Origin of the sequence: Sphaerochaeta sp. (assembly GCF_050256055.1) — a bacterium.
Taxonomy (GTDB): domain Bacteria; phylum Spirochaetota; class Spirochaetia; order Sphaerochaetales; family Sphaerochaetaceae; genus Sphaerochaeta.
Window position 1 is genome coordinate 66,228 of sequence record NZ_JBFWIJ010000003.1, and the last position, 14,231, is coordinate 80,458.

14 protein-coding genes are annotated in these 14,231 nt (G+C 50.1%); all 14 read right to left on the minus strand.

The window, feature by feature from the left end:
- Positions 1-19: 19 nt before the first annotated feature.
- The gene (locus tag AB7C91_RS01815; protein ID WP_428588833.1) at positions 20-1,192 is read right to left on the minus strand and encodes an ABC transporter permease; all 1,173 of its coding nucleotides are present in this window, start codon (positions 1,190-1,192) and stop codon (positions 20-22) included.
- Positions 1,189-1,887 (minus strand): ABC transporter ATP-binding protein, encoded by a 699-nt coding sequence (locus tag AB7C91_RS01820; RefSeq protein ID WP_332448418.1) that lies wholly within the window; start codon positions 1,885-1,887, stop codon positions 1,189-1,191. The genes AB7C91_RS01815 and AB7C91_RS01820 overlap by 4 nt, the downstream gene beginning before the upstream one ends.
- Positions 1,871-3,040, minus strand: coding sequence for an ABC transporter permease (locus AB7C91_RS01825; protein WP_428588837.1), 1,170 nt, complete (start codon positions 3,038-3,040; stop codon positions 1,871-1,873). Before AB7C91_RS01825 ends, AB7C91_RS01820 begins: the two co-directional genes overlap by 17 nt.
- A 1-nt stretch (position 3,041) precedes the next feature.
- Positions 3,042-4,016 (minus strand): hypothetical protein, encoded by a 975-nt coding sequence (locus AB7C91_RS01830; RefSeq protein ID WP_332448416.1) that lies wholly within the window; start codon positions 4,014-4,016, stop codon positions 3,042-3,044.
- Between the two features lies 1 nt (position 4,017).
- Positions 4,018-4,893: a signal recognition particle-docking protein FtsY gene (ftsY, locus tag AB7C91_RS01835; protein WP_332448415.1), complete on the minus strand. Its 876-nt coding sequence runs from the start codon at positions 4,891-4,893 to the stop codon at positions 4,018-4,020.
- Between the two features lie 17 nt (positions 4,894-4,910).
- Entirely contained in the window at positions 4,911-6,164 is a 1,254-nt protein-coding gene (locus tag AB7C91_RS01840) for a PEGA domain-containing protein (RefSeq protein ID WP_428588840.1), read from the minus strand.
- A gap of 3 nt (positions 6,165-6,167) precedes the next feature.
- A protein-coding gene (prfB, locus tag AB7C91_RS01845) for a peptide chain release factor 2 (RefSeq protein ID WP_332448413.1) occupies positions 6,168-7,272 on the minus strand; the annotation gives its coding sequence in 2 pieces (ribosomal slippage) (positions 6,168-7,202 and positions 7,204-7,272; 1,104 coding nt in all).
- A gap of 19 nt (positions 7,273-7,291) precedes the next feature.
- Positions 7,292-9,193 carry an alpha-amylase/4-alpha-glucanotransferase domain-containing protein gene (locus tag AB7C91_RS01850; RefSeq protein ID WP_428588843.1) on the minus strand — a complete coding sequence of 634 codons (1,902 nt, stop codon included), beginning with the start codon at positions 9,191-9,193 and terminating at the stop codon, positions 7,292-7,294.
- Between the two features lie 3 nt (positions 9,194-9,196).
- On the minus strand, positions 9,197-9,997 hold the full coding sequence (locus AB7C91_RS01855; protein WP_332448411.1) for an RnfABCDGE type electron transport complex subunit B: 801 nt from the start codon (positions 9,995-9,997) through the stop codon (positions 9,197-9,199).
- A 10-nt stretch (positions 9,998-10,007) separates the two neighbouring features.
- Positions 10,008-10,601, minus strand: a complete 594-nt coding sequence (gene rsxA / locus AB7C91_RS01860; RefSeq protein ID WP_332448410.1) for an electron transport complex subunit RsxA — start codon at positions 10,599-10,601, stop codon at positions 10,008-10,010.
- A gap of 1 nt (position 10,602) precedes the next feature.
- Positions 10,603-11,226: an electron transport complex subunit RsxE gene (gene rsxE, locus AB7C91_RS01865; protein WP_332448409.1), complete on the minus strand. Its 624-nt coding sequence runs from the start codon at positions 11,224-11,226 to the stop codon at positions 10,603-10,605.
- Entirely contained in the window at positions 11,223-11,780 is a 558-nt protein-coding gene (locus AB7C91_RS01870; RefSeq protein WP_332448408.1) for an FMN-binding protein, read from the minus strand. Before AB7C91_RS01870 ends, rsxE begins: the two co-directional genes overlap by 4 nt.
- Positions 11,777-12,871, minus strand: coding sequence for an RnfABCDGE type electron transport complex subunit D (locus AB7C91_RS01875; RefSeq protein WP_428588848.1), 1,095 nt, complete (start codon positions 12,869-12,871; stop codon positions 11,777-11,779). Before AB7C91_RS01875 ends, AB7C91_RS01870 begins: the two co-directional genes overlap by 4 nt.
- Positions 12,868-14,178, minus strand: coding sequence for an electron transport complex subunit RsxC (gene rsxC / locus AB7C91_RS01880; RefSeq protein ID WP_332448406.1), 1,311 nt, complete (start codon positions 14,176-14,178; stop codon positions 12,868-12,870). Before rsxC ends, AB7C91_RS01875 begins: the two co-directional genes overlap by 4 nt.
- Between the last annotated feature and the right edge of the window lie 53 nt (positions 14,179-14,231).

A 14,231-nucleotide genomic window follows, 5' to 3' on the forward strand; every position in this document is an offset into this window, starting at 1 on the left:
GTATACCGGAAATCCGGAATTAGTCATAGTGTATGCAGAAAAGCGGTTCAATACGCATCACTCTTCTCAGACTCCATCGTACCGAGAGCATACTGACCAAGAACAATACCAGAAGGATCAACAAGATATCACCGACCGGAAGCACCACCGAGAAGTCCAGAAGATAATAGGAAAGCAAAGGTATGGAGCGTTTTGCAAGTAATGAAAGCACCCCACCCAAATTATCGGCAAGCAGGATCCCCAAACAACTTCCCACGGCTATCGAAACCAAGGTGACAAAGATGACTGCCAGAAAATACACCCTTCTGATCATCGATTTCCGTCCCCCGAGAAGGCCGAGCATCGCAATTTGTTGCTTGTCATCCTCAACCATTTCCCTCGAGAGCTCACTGATGAAATATCCGCACAACATGGCTACGGCAACCATGACCCCCAGAACCGCCTGCCTGCTCGTATTCAGGTTGACTGCCACAGCATAATTCTCTTCATCCCAGGTGGTCGCCAAGTATCCTTTCTCCACAAGCTGATTCTTGATACGTTTATCCTGCCCCTGCTCGACCAACAATTCATGGTAGACATCCTCTTTGCCGTTGAACAGCCGATCGACCAGAGCGAAATCGCAAAATACCAGATTGGAATCCAACTCCTGGTATCCAGAATCATAGAAATTCTTGATGACGCACAACTGTGGGCGGATACTGTTCTGGCTGACCAGCATCAATGCGACCTTGTCGCCGATTGCCACATGCAGACTTTTTGCCAACGTGGTGCTGACCAGAATTTTGGGAAGAGTTGAAGATGGGTCGTTGAAAGGCTCGCCAAGCGTCAATTCCGCCAATCGGGTTTCGTTGAAATACGAAGGACCGACTCCCTTGAGTCGGATCATCTTGTTGGCACTGGGACTGTAGATGAGTGCATAGCTTTGCGCAACCAACTGGACATCGACGATGGATGGGTCGTCGGGAATCTGGATGCCCGCCCCTTCGTGGACTTGGACATGCCCATCCCCGAGGATGGCATATTTGTCAGCGATACCTCGGCTCATCGATACCACGAATATCTGTGCAAACACCAAAGCCGCCACTACCAAGCTGATCAGAATGAGGTTGAAAAGGATACGTTTCTTATCCGCTCTACTGCCTTTGTACCCGAGTTTTCTGAGCATGAGCAGCAAAACCAGCCTGGTTCTCACTCCTTCACCTCCAGTACCCTGTTATGCAGACGGTATACATGATCGCACCGGCTGGCGAATAGATTGTTATGGGTGATCAACAGCAAGGACACTTGACGATCATGTACCAAGGAAAACAGCAAATCCTCCACCAAAGCGGCATTTCGCTCATCCAAAGACCCGGTGGGTTCATCGGCAAAGATTACCGATGGTTCGTTCACCAATGCCCTGGCGATGGCAACCCTTTGGCGTTCTCCCCCTGAGAGTTGGTCACTTCCATGATGCAGCCGATCACCCAACCCGACCAGTTCAAGCATGTCCAAAGCCAGTTGGCGTGCCTGTCGTTCACGTTTTCCGGCAATCATGGCTGGAATCTGTACATTCTCCAAGGCGGTGAAATCATTGAGGAGCAGACTGCTTTGGAAGATGAATCCCATTCGCTGGCTTCTGAGTGCACTGAGCTTGTCATCGGAAAGCATCGTGAGGTTCTTGCCTTCAAACACGATCTCCCCGCTGTCCGCACCGAGCAAACCGGCACTTACCTGCAACAAAGTCGATTTGCCGCTTCCACTCCGGCCGGTGATCGCAAGACTTTCGGACCGCAAAAGTGCCAAGTCGATCTGTTGCAGAATCTGAATGGGTTCTCCTCCCCTGAGGGTCGCAGGAAAACTCTTTGATACATGCTTGAGCATAAGCACTTCATCTGACTTCATCATGTCCAAACATCTCCATGATATCAGCTTTCATAATCCTGTGCGTCCCCTGGAAGGATGCCACAAGACTGAACAGAAGAATCGAAACCACGAGCCATATGACTTGTGTAGGGCGGATTTCCAAGACGAGATGCACCCCCATGGATCGATATACCAACTGCGACAGGGACGGATAGGAGCCCACCGCAGCGTAGGAAAGCACCACACCGATCAAGCAGCCGAGCAAGGCGACCAAAAAAGATTGCAACAGGAAAATGAGTCGCACCCGACCGATGGTCAATCCCATGGAACGCAACATTGCAATTTCTCGCTGCTTTGCAAGCAACAGACGGCGAGAACTACTTTTTATATGCACCAAGACTACGATGACCATCAAAAACAGCATCAACGTCATCATTTTCTGCTCAAGCTCCATTGCACCGTACAAGGAAGCGTTTACTTCTCTCCAGGTGGCGACCGAGGAAAATCCCAGGCGTTCAATTTCCTGTTTCACTTGATCGACACCCGTTGAGGTAAAAATTCCGATATGCAGCTCTGCCTCGGCATTGAGGGAAAGCAGCGTAGCTATACTGCAAAGGAATGTGGATTGGTCGAATGTGTAACTGGTTGTATAATACAAAGAGCCTACGGGCATCTCACGTTGCGAAGGGATGACCGTCGCCTGTCTGCCTTTCTTGAGCATCGTTACCGAAATTTCATCATCAAGCTGCATGGAACGACTGTGCGAGTAGGAGACTGCCAACGTTCCATCTTCGAACAAATTGCCACGATACGCGTTGAGTTGCTCGGAAAATCGGCCTTTTGGTTCTATTGCCCTGATCCTGCCGGCTACTGTGGTACCGTCAAGCGCCTGTACGATGACCGGAAGATCGGCATACAGGAATGCCGCCTGCACCGAGTCAAGGGCTTCTATGGATGCTATGATTGAATCAGCTTTTGCAATGTCATTATGGGGAAGCGGAAGTTGCAGATCGAAGGATTCGAATGTCCTGATGTCTGCAAACTGGTCGCGCTGCAAGGCTTGCATGAACGAAAGTACGGCAATGATGGCAAATATGCAGAGCGCAAAACCCATGGCAATGCGCACACTGGTCCCCCTATGCCGATTCTGACGGCTGAACGCATAGCGTCGGGAGAGCAGGAACAGCAACCGCATATCAACGATAATAGGAAAGGGAAAGTACCCGCTTTCCATCAACGGCATAGGTGACATCACAATACAGCCGACCTTCGCTGTAAAGCGTTTCCACATGCGTTCCATCAATATTATACCGTATGCTTTTCACCAATTGCCCATCCTTTCGTTCCTCGGCCGAAATCCGCCTCTTTCCTGCATATCGAATGAGAACCTCGACGCCATCCTGTTGTTTTGTAGTTTCCTCGATGAGGACCCGATCTTCATTATACCGGTATTCGGTCACAGAGGAAGCGTTCATTTTTCTGATCAACAGTCCTTTGTCATCGAAGATTTGCGTCGTGCGTTCCGTCCCTTCGCCCTGAATCAGTTCATAGCCGCCCTGTTTGGTCGGCGCGATCGTCATGTTCTGATCCATCCGATCAGCTTCCCAGGTCTGGCTGATGGTCTGATCCGAAGAAATCGTAACGAATTTCTGCCCTCCTTGCTTATCGACAGAGGTGAATACCCGGTCTTTTCCCAGATCTGAAATCAATCGGACCGTTACCTCGAGCGGGGTTATGCGTACGATCAACGACAAGGACCCGTTTGCGCCCCCATAGCTGAAGATACGAGTTTCCTGCATGCTTCCGTCAAGCAAGGTGACGATGCGACTCAACTTTCCGTCATCACCATACGTATAATAGCGTACCTTCTTTCCATCCTGCTCACTGACCGGGCGCCCCGCTTCAAACCAGGTGATGACTTCCCGTTGGTCTTCTGCATATCTGGTTACCCGTACGTTCGAGCCATCCGGCTTGGGAAACGTTTGTTTCGTCCAGACAAGACGCTTGTCTGCGTACAGCTGGATCTGGGAGCCGTCCACCACTTGATAATATGCACTCTCCCCCGTGTACGGTCCGAGGTCCTCACCGATGCTGTTGGACTGACGTAGCTCTCCTGCAAAGGTAGGAACGAGTATCGTACTGAGCAAAAAAAGGGTGCACAGCCATCTCATCTCAATCAGTCAACCCCACAAGCGTATCCAAAAACTCATCCTTGTCAAAGGGATGCACATCGCGATACGTCTCACCGGTTCCGACGAATGCGATGGGGATATGCAATTTTTCTCCAATCTGTACCAAGGCTCCGCCTTTGGCGAGACTGTCATATTTAGTGAGGATCAAGGCATCAAGGGATACGGCCTGGTTGAACAACTCAGCCTGACTGATCCCGTTCTGACCCGTGGTGCTGTCAATGACCAAAAATTTTTTGTAATGAACAGCGTCGATCCCTCTTCCTTTGACTATCTTGTCAATTTTGGAAAGCTCGCGTAACAGGTTTTCCTTATTGTGCATACGTCCCGCCGTATCCACAAGAATCAAATCCTCCTTGCGCGCTTGTGCGGATGTAATGGCGTCATAGACAACCGAACCGGGATCGCTGCCATGCTTCTGCTTTACTATCCTGCAGTCAAGCCGGGTTGCATGGACTTCCAGCTGGTCGATCGCTGCAGCCCGGAAGGTATCGGCGGCGGCCAGGAGAACCTGCTTGCCTTGCTTCTGGTAATACTGGGCGAGTTTGGCTATCGTGGTGGTCTTTCCCACCCCATTGACTCCCAAGATCAAGAAAACCGTCAAGGCATCATCATCCAGGCTGGGATCGAACGTCGACACCTTGTCGGACAACAGGGATTTCACCAAAAGTTGCAAATCCTGTTGAGTCTTCGGTTTCGTGCTTTTCGCCTGTTTCCGCACTTCATCGGAAATATCCATGGCAAGTTTTGCCCCGAGATCACCCTCTATCAGAAAATCCTCCAATGTCTCGAAGTACTTTTCATCAAAGGTATTCATTCCGAACAGAGCTTTCAATTTCGCCCCAAAACCTTTCAACATATACAACTCCTACAAAATTAAAAACTTGATTCAGCAAGCGCGGCATATCTTGCCAGATTCCCTGCACCGGCAAGTGCCGAGACCAAGGCAACCGCGCTGGTGGCCGTCAATCCAACCTGCCACAGATTTTGGTCGGAAACAACCATACCGGAAAGAGTACTGCAACCAACGTACGCTCCGAACAACAGGATAGTATTTCTCAGCCGTTTATAAAAGTCCTTCTGACCTTCCTGCAAAATCGTCGGATCAGAAAAGAAAACTGGACGCAAGGAAACCCGCATTTGCTCTGAGGACGCCGAAGGAAGATGGATGATCCGTTTGGCGAACCCATCCTTAAGTACCGTAAGTACGATCGGATAGGTGGGGTCGATCAGCGTAAGATGACTGCCTTGCCCAACCAATTTTCCTTCCTGTATCCAGTCCACCGTTCCGCTGGTCGAAAAAAGGTTGACAGAGGGATAGGTAACGGGCGTAAGTTGGAGTGCAAGCTGATGAATCCGACCACCTTGCAGCACTACGTCCTCACTGACAGGCTTATATCCCGGTGCGAGAATCTGAAGTCCATGCTTACCTGGTTCAAGAAATACTCGCTTGTTCACAAGAGCATGTTCCTGTCCGTCAATGATGATGCTCGCTGCAACAGGAAGTTCTGTGAATTGCACAACACTCATCCGCTTGTTCGAACTTGAGGAGAACAATGCCTGGTCGAGGGTGGGAGCAAGCTCAGGATAGTTTGCATATTGCACCAGCTCGTCCAGCAAGAGCACAGTCTTGTTCAAACCTACAAGATAAGAAGAAACCTTGACCCGAAGCAATGAGTCAAAGCTTTCCGTATCCAGGATGAGCAACCCGATGTGACCATTGCGGCGGGCAAGCCAATCCATGGCTGCAGTGTCGCCGGTTTGTACGGCTGCAGCCAAATTCTCATCATAGGACACTTGCGTGTAGGAAACCTGCAGGGTATCGGAACCGGTTACCACCGGTTGCTCGGGATTTTGCACCGGAACATGCTTTTCATATGCCGCGTGCAGCTTTTCCGCTTCGACCGACTGAGCAGCCTCGAATTTCAGCTGCTCGACCAATGTCTGTTCTTTTTCCGATACGTAGAGCGTTCCAGCGAATTGTGATGCACTCGTCTGGACGAGGGAGGCAAGCGTCTCAAGGCCGCTTTTCAAGCTGATGATCCCGATCGTATAGGGTTGGTTGGTTCCTGCTTCGAGAGGAAGCAGGCACACAACCAGGATCAGCATCAAGGCCAGGCGCTTGGCCATACCCTACTCCTCCTTCTGGGCCCATTGGAGATAACTCTCAATGAACGGCCCGATCTCCCCATCCATCACCGCCTGGATGTTTCCCACCGTAGTTCCGGTACGATGGTCCTTGACCATGGTATACGGTTGGAAGACGTAGGAACGTATCTGGCTTCCCCAGGTGATTTCTTTCTTTTCAATGGCATCCTTCTGGTGCTCTTTCTCCTTCTCTGCACGATAATACTCGTACAATCGACTCTTGAGCATCTTGAATGCCACATCCTTGTTCATCACTTGGCTGCGTTCATTCTGGCACTGGACCACGATACCACTTGCATAGTGGGTGATGCGGACGGCACTATCGGTTTTGTTGACGTGCTGACCTCCCGCCCCACCTGCGCGATAGGTATCCAAGCGATAATCCTCAGGTTTCAGGTCAATCTCAATGGTGTCGTCGATGATCGGGGATGCGTAGACGCTGGTAAAGGAGGTATGCCTCCGTTTCTGGGAATCGAAGGGACTGATACGTACCAACCGATGCACACCGGCCTCTCCTTTCAGATAGCCGTAGCTGTAGGGTCCCGAGACCTTGATCGTTGCGCTCTTGATACCGCCTTCATCCTCCAAGAGATCGAGCACCTGGCTTTTGAATCCATTGCGTTCACAATACCGGAGGTACATGCGCATCAACATATTGGCCCAATCGCTTGCCTCGTTCCCACCTGCTCCTGCATGGATGGTGAGAAAGCAATCGTTCTTGTCAAATTTACCGTCAAGCAGGGTCTTGAGTTTCAATTGCTGGTAGCCTTGGTTCAGTTCGTCGATCTGCTCGTTGATCTGAGCCTCTTCCTCCGGATTATCAGGTTCCTCGGCATAGATATCCAGAAGATCCTGCATCTCATCAAGACGCTCTATCAATTCCTTCCAAGGATAATAACTCTCCTTGAGGGCATTCAATTGGGCAAAATGTTGTTCTGCGTTCTTTCGGTCATCCCAGAAATCGGGTTGAAGGGTATGCGCTTCCAAATCGGCAATTTTTTGAGCTACTGTATCCGGGTCAAAGCCGCCTCCATACGGTATAGGCTTCTTCCTTGATGGTATCAAACAGAGATTTATTCTGGAAAAACATGCAATTACTCCTTGTCCTTCTACTTGCGTTCCACCCTGAGTCCAAGCGTAAGCTTCTTTTCTGCACCGCTTTCAAGACTCACCGGCCAACTGGCCAGAAACAGGGTGTGCTGGTACAAGCTTTCCTTGCCCAATACAGTAGAGGCGTCTATTGTATAATCTTCCTTCACCAAGGTAAAGCGCGTATCGGCAACCAAGGTGAGGGAAGTACTGTTCGGTTCATCATACATACGAATCGATTTCACTTGCTTGAGGACGGTTTCGGCCATCTCATGCGGGATGTTCTTTTTATTCTCCAACTGCAAAAAACCAACCGGACTCTTGAATGAAGCGATGGAAAGTGGGATTTCATTCCCATACAGACAACTGATCGGATGGTCTGACGTGTTGGTGAGTGTGATTTCCAGCAACACGGTGTTCTGTCGCAACTTGTAGTGTTTGGAAATCTCAAGTTCCCCACCGATGATCGTCGATTCGCCGGTTCTGGCGATCAAAGCATACTCGGTGCTCTTGCGATCCAAAACCGAAAGTTCATATACCACTGATCCCATATCCAGACATGTATTTCCATCGGCCTTTTCATATTCATCCAATACCAAGTCGCAAGGAAGGAATACATCGGTGAAGAGCCGCTGCTTGGTTCCCTTTCTTGCAGGATGTTGGGTATCGGCATTTTGTGCGAACCCTTCCAGAGGAACAAACGTATCCCCATAATTATACAGGGAAGGCAGATAGGTAAGCTCGGACAAGGATCCACCCTTGGAATCAACGACGCAACTCAGATACTTGCCTATGACCAAATACTCATCCAACCCATCCTGGTCGAAATCCAGACAGACTGGATAGGAAAAGTCCTTGAGAGCAGACAGGACGCTGTCCGCCTCGCTGATATACCGCCAATATTGCTTGCGCACGGAACTACGGAGCATGGAAGCATTCGCGTCACACAAGTAAGGTGTCCCTGTGGAAAGTTTCTGCAACAGCAATTCCAGACGCTTGCGAACATCCTTGTCCTTCTTATACATACGTGCGGTCTCAACCAACGTAGTGTACCTACCGTAGAGGTAGGAAAGTGCCTCATCCTGTACGAACAAATCATTGATGCAGGACAAATCTCCGCGAATGGAATCCAGACCATACCAACCGGGTTGGAGATATCCTTTGTGCAACAATTCATCCGGGCCATGCACCTCATCAATACTCAGATTCTCATAGGAGAACAAGAGTTCGAAGAGTTGCAACGTCTGTTCTTCGGTAATACCCCCTTGGAGCAATTGGTCGAGGTTAATCATCGCCATCAAAAACGAAGGCTTGTTATCCAATACCATCCTGATTTGTTCCAAAAGATTTGAAAACCGAATTCCCCTCTGTCCGAATTGGTGAACCAATGCATTGATTTCCGTGCTGGATGGGATGATGGTTACGCTCTTTCCCAACTCCTGCATGACAAACGGCTGACTGAACTGCTTGCTGGGCTTGTCAGCGTCATACGAGGAAATAATCACCGAATCAATACAACATAAATTCATGGTATTGATATACAGAGGATTAAAAATCTGCGCATAGCTGAACAAAGTCTTCGAACGCTGCCCGTAATGCTTGCGCAGGTAGGTGGTCGTCATTTCTATCTGATTTGAACGATCCTTGGGAGAAAGAAGACTCAGAACGCTTTGATGATAGGATCCGGTAAGTAATTCAACCTTTCCGCTTCGCGCCAAATCGGCAAGCAGCACATTCACGGACAGGCAGTTTGTCTGAAGCCATTCCAACACAGGAATACTCAAGGAAACCTGTAGATTGGAATCACTCTGATGATGCAACAAGGTGAAGAGAGGCTTGAATACAGCGTCCAGTGCCCGTTCGAAAACGGGCACTGGAACACCTTGGGTAATCTGACTGTACGCACCAATCAATAATTTCATCCGTTACCGCTTGATGATACATTTGGTCGGGCAAGCCTCCGCAGCTTCAGGTATCTGGCTGTGCGGAAGTGCCTGATCAAAGGTTGAGAGGAATCGATCCACCTTACACCCGGATTCAGGATATTTGGTTTCACAAATCTTACACCCAATGCATCCAACGGTGCACTGCTTACGGACTTTTCCTCCCGGTTCATGGCTATTACATTCGATGACATATTCACTGTCTTCGTAGATCATGTGCATGGCGCCGGTAGGACAAATCTGAACGCATTTCTCACAGCTGATGCATTTCTGCTCATCTACAATAATATACCCATCTTTGTCTTTATAGATAGCCCCTACCGGACAAACTTTTATACAACTGCCCAAGTGAAGACAGCTGCTTTTGCAGTTGTTGTCTCCACCAAGAAGCAATGCTGCGGCATTACAGTCTTCCAACCCTGCGTAGTTGTAATCCTTGAGGGTGAATTCCGTATTTCCACGGCACATGACATGCGCTACCTTCCTGCGGGTGTCCCCGCCTTCCTCGATTTTCTGTCCCATGATTTCGGACATCTTGGCCACCAAGGAGGAACCGCCGGGGCTGCAGAGTCCGATCGGAGCTTCTCCAAGCGCCACAGCGGCAGCATACGCATTACACCCGGCATACCCACACACACCACAGTTCGCACCAGGCATCAAGGGTTCGAGTGCAAGAATTTTCGGGTCCTTCTTGATTGCAAGCTTCTTTTCTGCATAGGAGAGGCCGAATCCAAACAAGCCACCTAAAGCGGCTACGACCAAAATTGCCAATACAATACTCACAGCTTCCCCCTTATACCAGATGCAAATTCGTGATCAACGACTTGTCAAAGGCCATGAAGGCAAGCGCCATGAGACCAGCACTGATGAAAGCGATCGGCATCCCCCGATAGGCGCCCCTGACCGGTTGAAGATCCAAGCGTTCGCGGATGTTGCTCATCAGGACGATGGCCAGCGTGAAGCCCAATCCTGCCGCAAGTCCTGCGGTGAAAGCCTCCATCACATTATACTCACTGGTAATGTTGATGATCGCGATACCCAGAACCGCACAGTTGGTGGTGATCAAAGGAAGATAAATTCCCAAAGCTTTGTAAAGAGCCGGGCTGATTTTCTGGATGACCATTTCAAGCAACTGTACAAGACTCGCGATGACCAAGATGAAGGTCAGCGTCTGCAGGTACTGCAAGTTGAAGGGAACCAACAGAAAATAATAGATAGCCCAGGTCACTACGGACGCTACCGTGGTGACAAAGGTAACCGAGGCTCCCATGCCGATTGCATTCTCGCTGTTCTTGGAGACCCCGATGAAAGGGCACAGTCCCAAGAACTGGACAAGAATGAAGTTGTTGATAAAAATAAATGTTAAGAGAATTGCAATATAACTCATCTTACCTGTCCTTCTTTCGTGAGGCGGTCCAATCGAAGTAGGCCTTCAGATATCCCATCAAAAGCAGCGCTCCAGGAGCAAGTGCCATGACTCGGATCGGATTGTCGTTGAACCAAGGAATGTTGATGACTCCACTGAAGCCTCCCATCGGGAACAAGGTGATGGTACCTGAACCGAGGAGCTCACGGATGACGGCGATCAGGGTGATGCCCAAGGCAAACCCGATGGACATCCCGATTGCATCAAGGATGCTGTCGACGATGGTATTCTTACTTGCGAATGCTTCAGCCCTTCCCAGAATGATGCAGTTTACGACGATCAAGGGAAGATATACACCCAAAGCGCTGTACACGGCCGGTACAAATGCATGCATGACCAATTCCGTGATGGTCACCAAACTCGCAATGACGACAATGTAGGCAGGGATGTGGATGCTGCTCGGGATCACCTTACGCAGGGCCGAAATAATGATGTTGCTGAACAGCAATACAAACATAACACCGGCGGACATGCCCAGGGCATTGGAAACCTGACTGGAAACACCCAAAGTCGGACAAAGCCCCAAGACAATGACAAAGACAGGGTTTTCCCGGAAAATTCCTTTGGTCAATTCTTTCATGTTCATTTGGCACCTCCCAGGGATTTTACATAGGCACTCCCCGCTGCAATGGCCTTGGCGATACCATTGAAGGTCACCGAGCTGCCACTGACCGCTTGTGCGTCACCGGATGAGAGCATTGCCTTTGAAGTCGGGACCGGCTTGTCCGCACCTGTCCCCTTGAATTTGTCCATATACCCTTCCTGTTCAGCTCGTTTTCCCAGACCCGGGGTTTCGCTGTCGGAAAGCAATTGAGCAAAAAGCATTTCTCCCTTGGTGGAATACGAAGCGACCAGCGTCATCTGCCCTCCGTAACCAGCGGTTTTCAATCCGAGGATATATCCCATCACTTTATCGGAATCCAACAAATCAATGGTATAGCTGACGAATTGCTGATCGGTAACATCCTGTTGGGTTCCGATTTGATAGCCACCGCTCACTGCTTCTAATGCCCTGAGGCGATTTTCCGCATCCATCTTTGCTATTACCGGTGCAGTAATCGAATTGGTAAGCGCCAAGGCGAACGCACTGACAGCACAGATGGCGAGCAAAATGAATGCATATTTCAAATTCTTGGTCATACTTTCGCCTCCTTCTGTTTCTTACGAAGTTCCTTGGTATCACCAAATTTGCGGGGAACAACATATCGGTCGATCGTCGGGGTGACGACGTTCATCAGAAGAATCGATACCGAGACAGCTTCCGGCATGCTTCCGAAGTAGCGGAACAGGAACGTGAAGAATCCGCATCCAAGTGCATAGATGATTTGCCCTTTATGACTGATCGGACTGGTGACATAGTCGGTTGCCATAAACAAGGCACCAAGAATCAGGCCACCGGTGAAAATGGATGAAAAGAAACTTCCGCTGAACATTCCCCTCCCTTGGGGGATGCCGCCGAACAGCCAGGAAAGAACGGCGAAACTGAGCAGGTAGGTCACCGGGATATGCCAGGTGATGATCTTCCTGACCAAAAGGTAGATACCGCCGATCAACAAAGCCAACGCACTTACTTCACCGATACAACCGGCGACGTTGCCCAGGAAGGCATCGATGGAATACGCACTGATACCAGTCGCGGAACTCAGGCTCTGCGCCAAATGGGTTGCAGGATATCCGGCCTGGGAAAGCAAACCTGCCGAATCCAGTCCTGAAGCTCCTGCCGCCAACGCGGTTTTCGTCAGCCCAAGGGGAGTGGCCGAAGCAATGGCATCAGGCATGGCTGAAGCCAAGGTTTTCGGCGTGACGAAACTGGACATCGGCGTGGTGAAAGAGAAAAAGACAAACACACGACCGGCAAGGGCTGGATTCGCCCAGTTCGCCCCAAGTCCACCGAAGGTCCACTTTGCAACGAAAATGGCGAACAGGCTGGCGATCATCGGCACGAACAAAGGTACCGACGGGCTCATGTTCAAGCCTACCAAAAGTCCGGTCAGGAAGGCCGAGCCATCCCACAATGTCGATTCTTTGCTCATTCTTCCCAACAGATATTCACACAGCATCGCACTGAGAATGGAAACACCGAGGACCAACAGGGAACGAAGGCCAAATACATAGATACCCCACAAAGAGGCAGGTGCAAGTGCAAGCGATACACTCCACATAATGGATGAGGTATCCGTCTTCGCATGCAGATGTGGTGAAGAGGAAACCGTCAAGGTAGGTTTATTCATTTCTTCTTTCTCCCAAGTTTCTTTCCGGTCTTCATCGTGTGGACGAGCGGCAGATGAGCTGGGCACACATACGAACAGCACCCGCATTCCTTGCAGTCCATCAAACTGGTCTGCATGGCCGACTCGTACTCACCATGGGTGATGTACCGGTAGAGTTTGGCAGGCATCAAACCGATCGGGCAGGCGGCAACGCACCGACCGCAGTTCAGACATGCAGTGCTGCGCACTTTCTTTTGGGGTTCCAAAGCCAAGAGTCCGCTGAAACCTTTGGTTACCGGAGTTTCGGTATCAACGAACGAGAAGCCCATCATAGGACCGCCGCTGACCAATTTTTCCGGTTCACTCTTGAACCCTCCACAGAAAGCAAGCAAATCACTGACCTTTGTACCGACAGGGGCGAGGACATTCTTCGGATTGGCGATACATTCACCGGTCACACTGACCACCCGTTCATACAAACTTTTACCCAATGCCACCGCTTCATAGATGGCATTGCAACTTCCAACGTTGGCGACAACCGCACCTACGTCCAAAGGAAGTTTTCCCGAAGGGATTTCCCGATTGATCGTGGCCTTGAGCAGCTGCTTCTCATCACCCTGGGGATATTTCATTTTCAAGCCCATGACTTCAATAGGATATCCCTTTTCCTTGGCGATATTCGTCAGATTGGCGATGCAATCAGGCTTGTTCAACTCGATACCGACGATGACACGCTGCGCTCCAGTGATTTTGGCTGCGATCATGGCACCTTCAAGCGCTTGTTCGCCCTTCTCCATCATGATTCGATAGTCGGCGGTAAGATACGGTTCACATTCAACGCCATTGACGACAAACGCCTCAACGTGTTTGTCCTTGGGAATTGAAAACTTCACATGAGCAGGAAAGGTGGCTCCACCCATACCGACGATACCCAAATCCTTGATCTTGGCCAACAGCTCGGCACTGCTTTGGCTGCGCCAGTTTTGGACGTCCGACGGAATCTGAGGTTGCTCGGCATCGGGAACTATCACATAAGCATCACAAACGACACTATTTGCGAGGGTTACTTTCTTGATGTCCTTGATCAGTCCGCTTACCGGAGAATGGACATCGGCACTAATAAAACCGACGGCTTCCCCGATCTTTTCTCCTCTGATCACGGTGTCGCCTTTGGCTTTGAGGGCTTTAGCTGGTGCGCCAAGGTGCTGTGACAGTGCAACGAGCAACTCCCCGGGCATGGGAAGACGCTCAATCGCCTGAGAACGGCTGAATACCTTTTTGTCATCAGGATGCACTCCACCCTTACTGAACGTAGGTACTTTCTGCATGCAAAACGCTCCTTATGTAGGTGATTAAACTAACAGATTGCAAATTTTCACAA

What these genes read in the sequence shown, in the direction of transcription:
- AB7C91_RS01820 (WP_332448418.1), bottom strand. Translation starts at nt 1,887, where the DNA reads ATGATGAAGTCAGATGAAGTGCTTATGCTCAAGCATGTATCAAAGAGT.
- AB7C91_RS01825 (WP_428588837.1), bottom strand. Translation starts at nt 3,040, where the DNA reads ATGCGGTTGCTGTTCCTGCTCTCCCGACGCTATGCGTTCAGCCGTCAG.
- AB7C91_RS01830 (WP_332448416.1), bottom strand. Translation starts at nt 4,016, where the DNA reads ATGAGATGGCTGTGCACCCTTTTTTTGCTCAGTACGATACTCGTTCCT.
- ftsY (WP_332448415.1), bottom strand. Translation starts at nt 4,893, where the DNA reads ATGTTGAAAGGTTTTGGGGCGAAATTGAAAGCTCTGTTCGGAATGAAT.
- AB7C91_RS01840 (WP_428588840.1), bottom strand. Translation starts at nt 6,164, where the DNA reads ATGGCCAAGCGCCTGGCCTTGATGCTGATCCTGGTTGTGTGCCTGCTT.
- AB7C91_RS01850 (WP_428588843.1), bottom strand. Translation starts at nt 9,193, where the DNA reads ATGAAATTATTGATTGGTGCGTACAGTCAGATTACCCAAGGTGTTCCA.
- rsxA (WP_332448410.1), bottom strand. Translation starts at nt 10,601, where the DNA reads ATGAGTTATATTGCAATTCTCTTAACATTTATTTTTATCAACAACTTC.
- rsxE (WP_332448409.1), bottom strand. Translation starts at nt 11,226, where the DNA reads ATGAACATGAAAGAATTGACCAAAGGAATTTTCCGGGAAAACCCTGTC.
- AB7C91_RS01870 (WP_332448408.1), bottom strand. Translation starts at nt 11,780, where the DNA reads ATGACCAAGAATTTGAAATATGCATTCATTTTGCTCGCCATCTGTGCT.
- AB7C91_RS01875 (WP_428588848.1), bottom strand. Translation starts at nt 12,871, where the DNA reads ATGAATAAACCTACCTTGACGGTTTCCTCTTCACCACATCTGCATGCG.
- rsxC (WP_332448406.1), bottom strand. Translation starts at nt 14,178, where the DNA reads ATGCAGAAAGTACCTACGTTCAGTAAGGGTGGAGTGCATCCTGATGAC.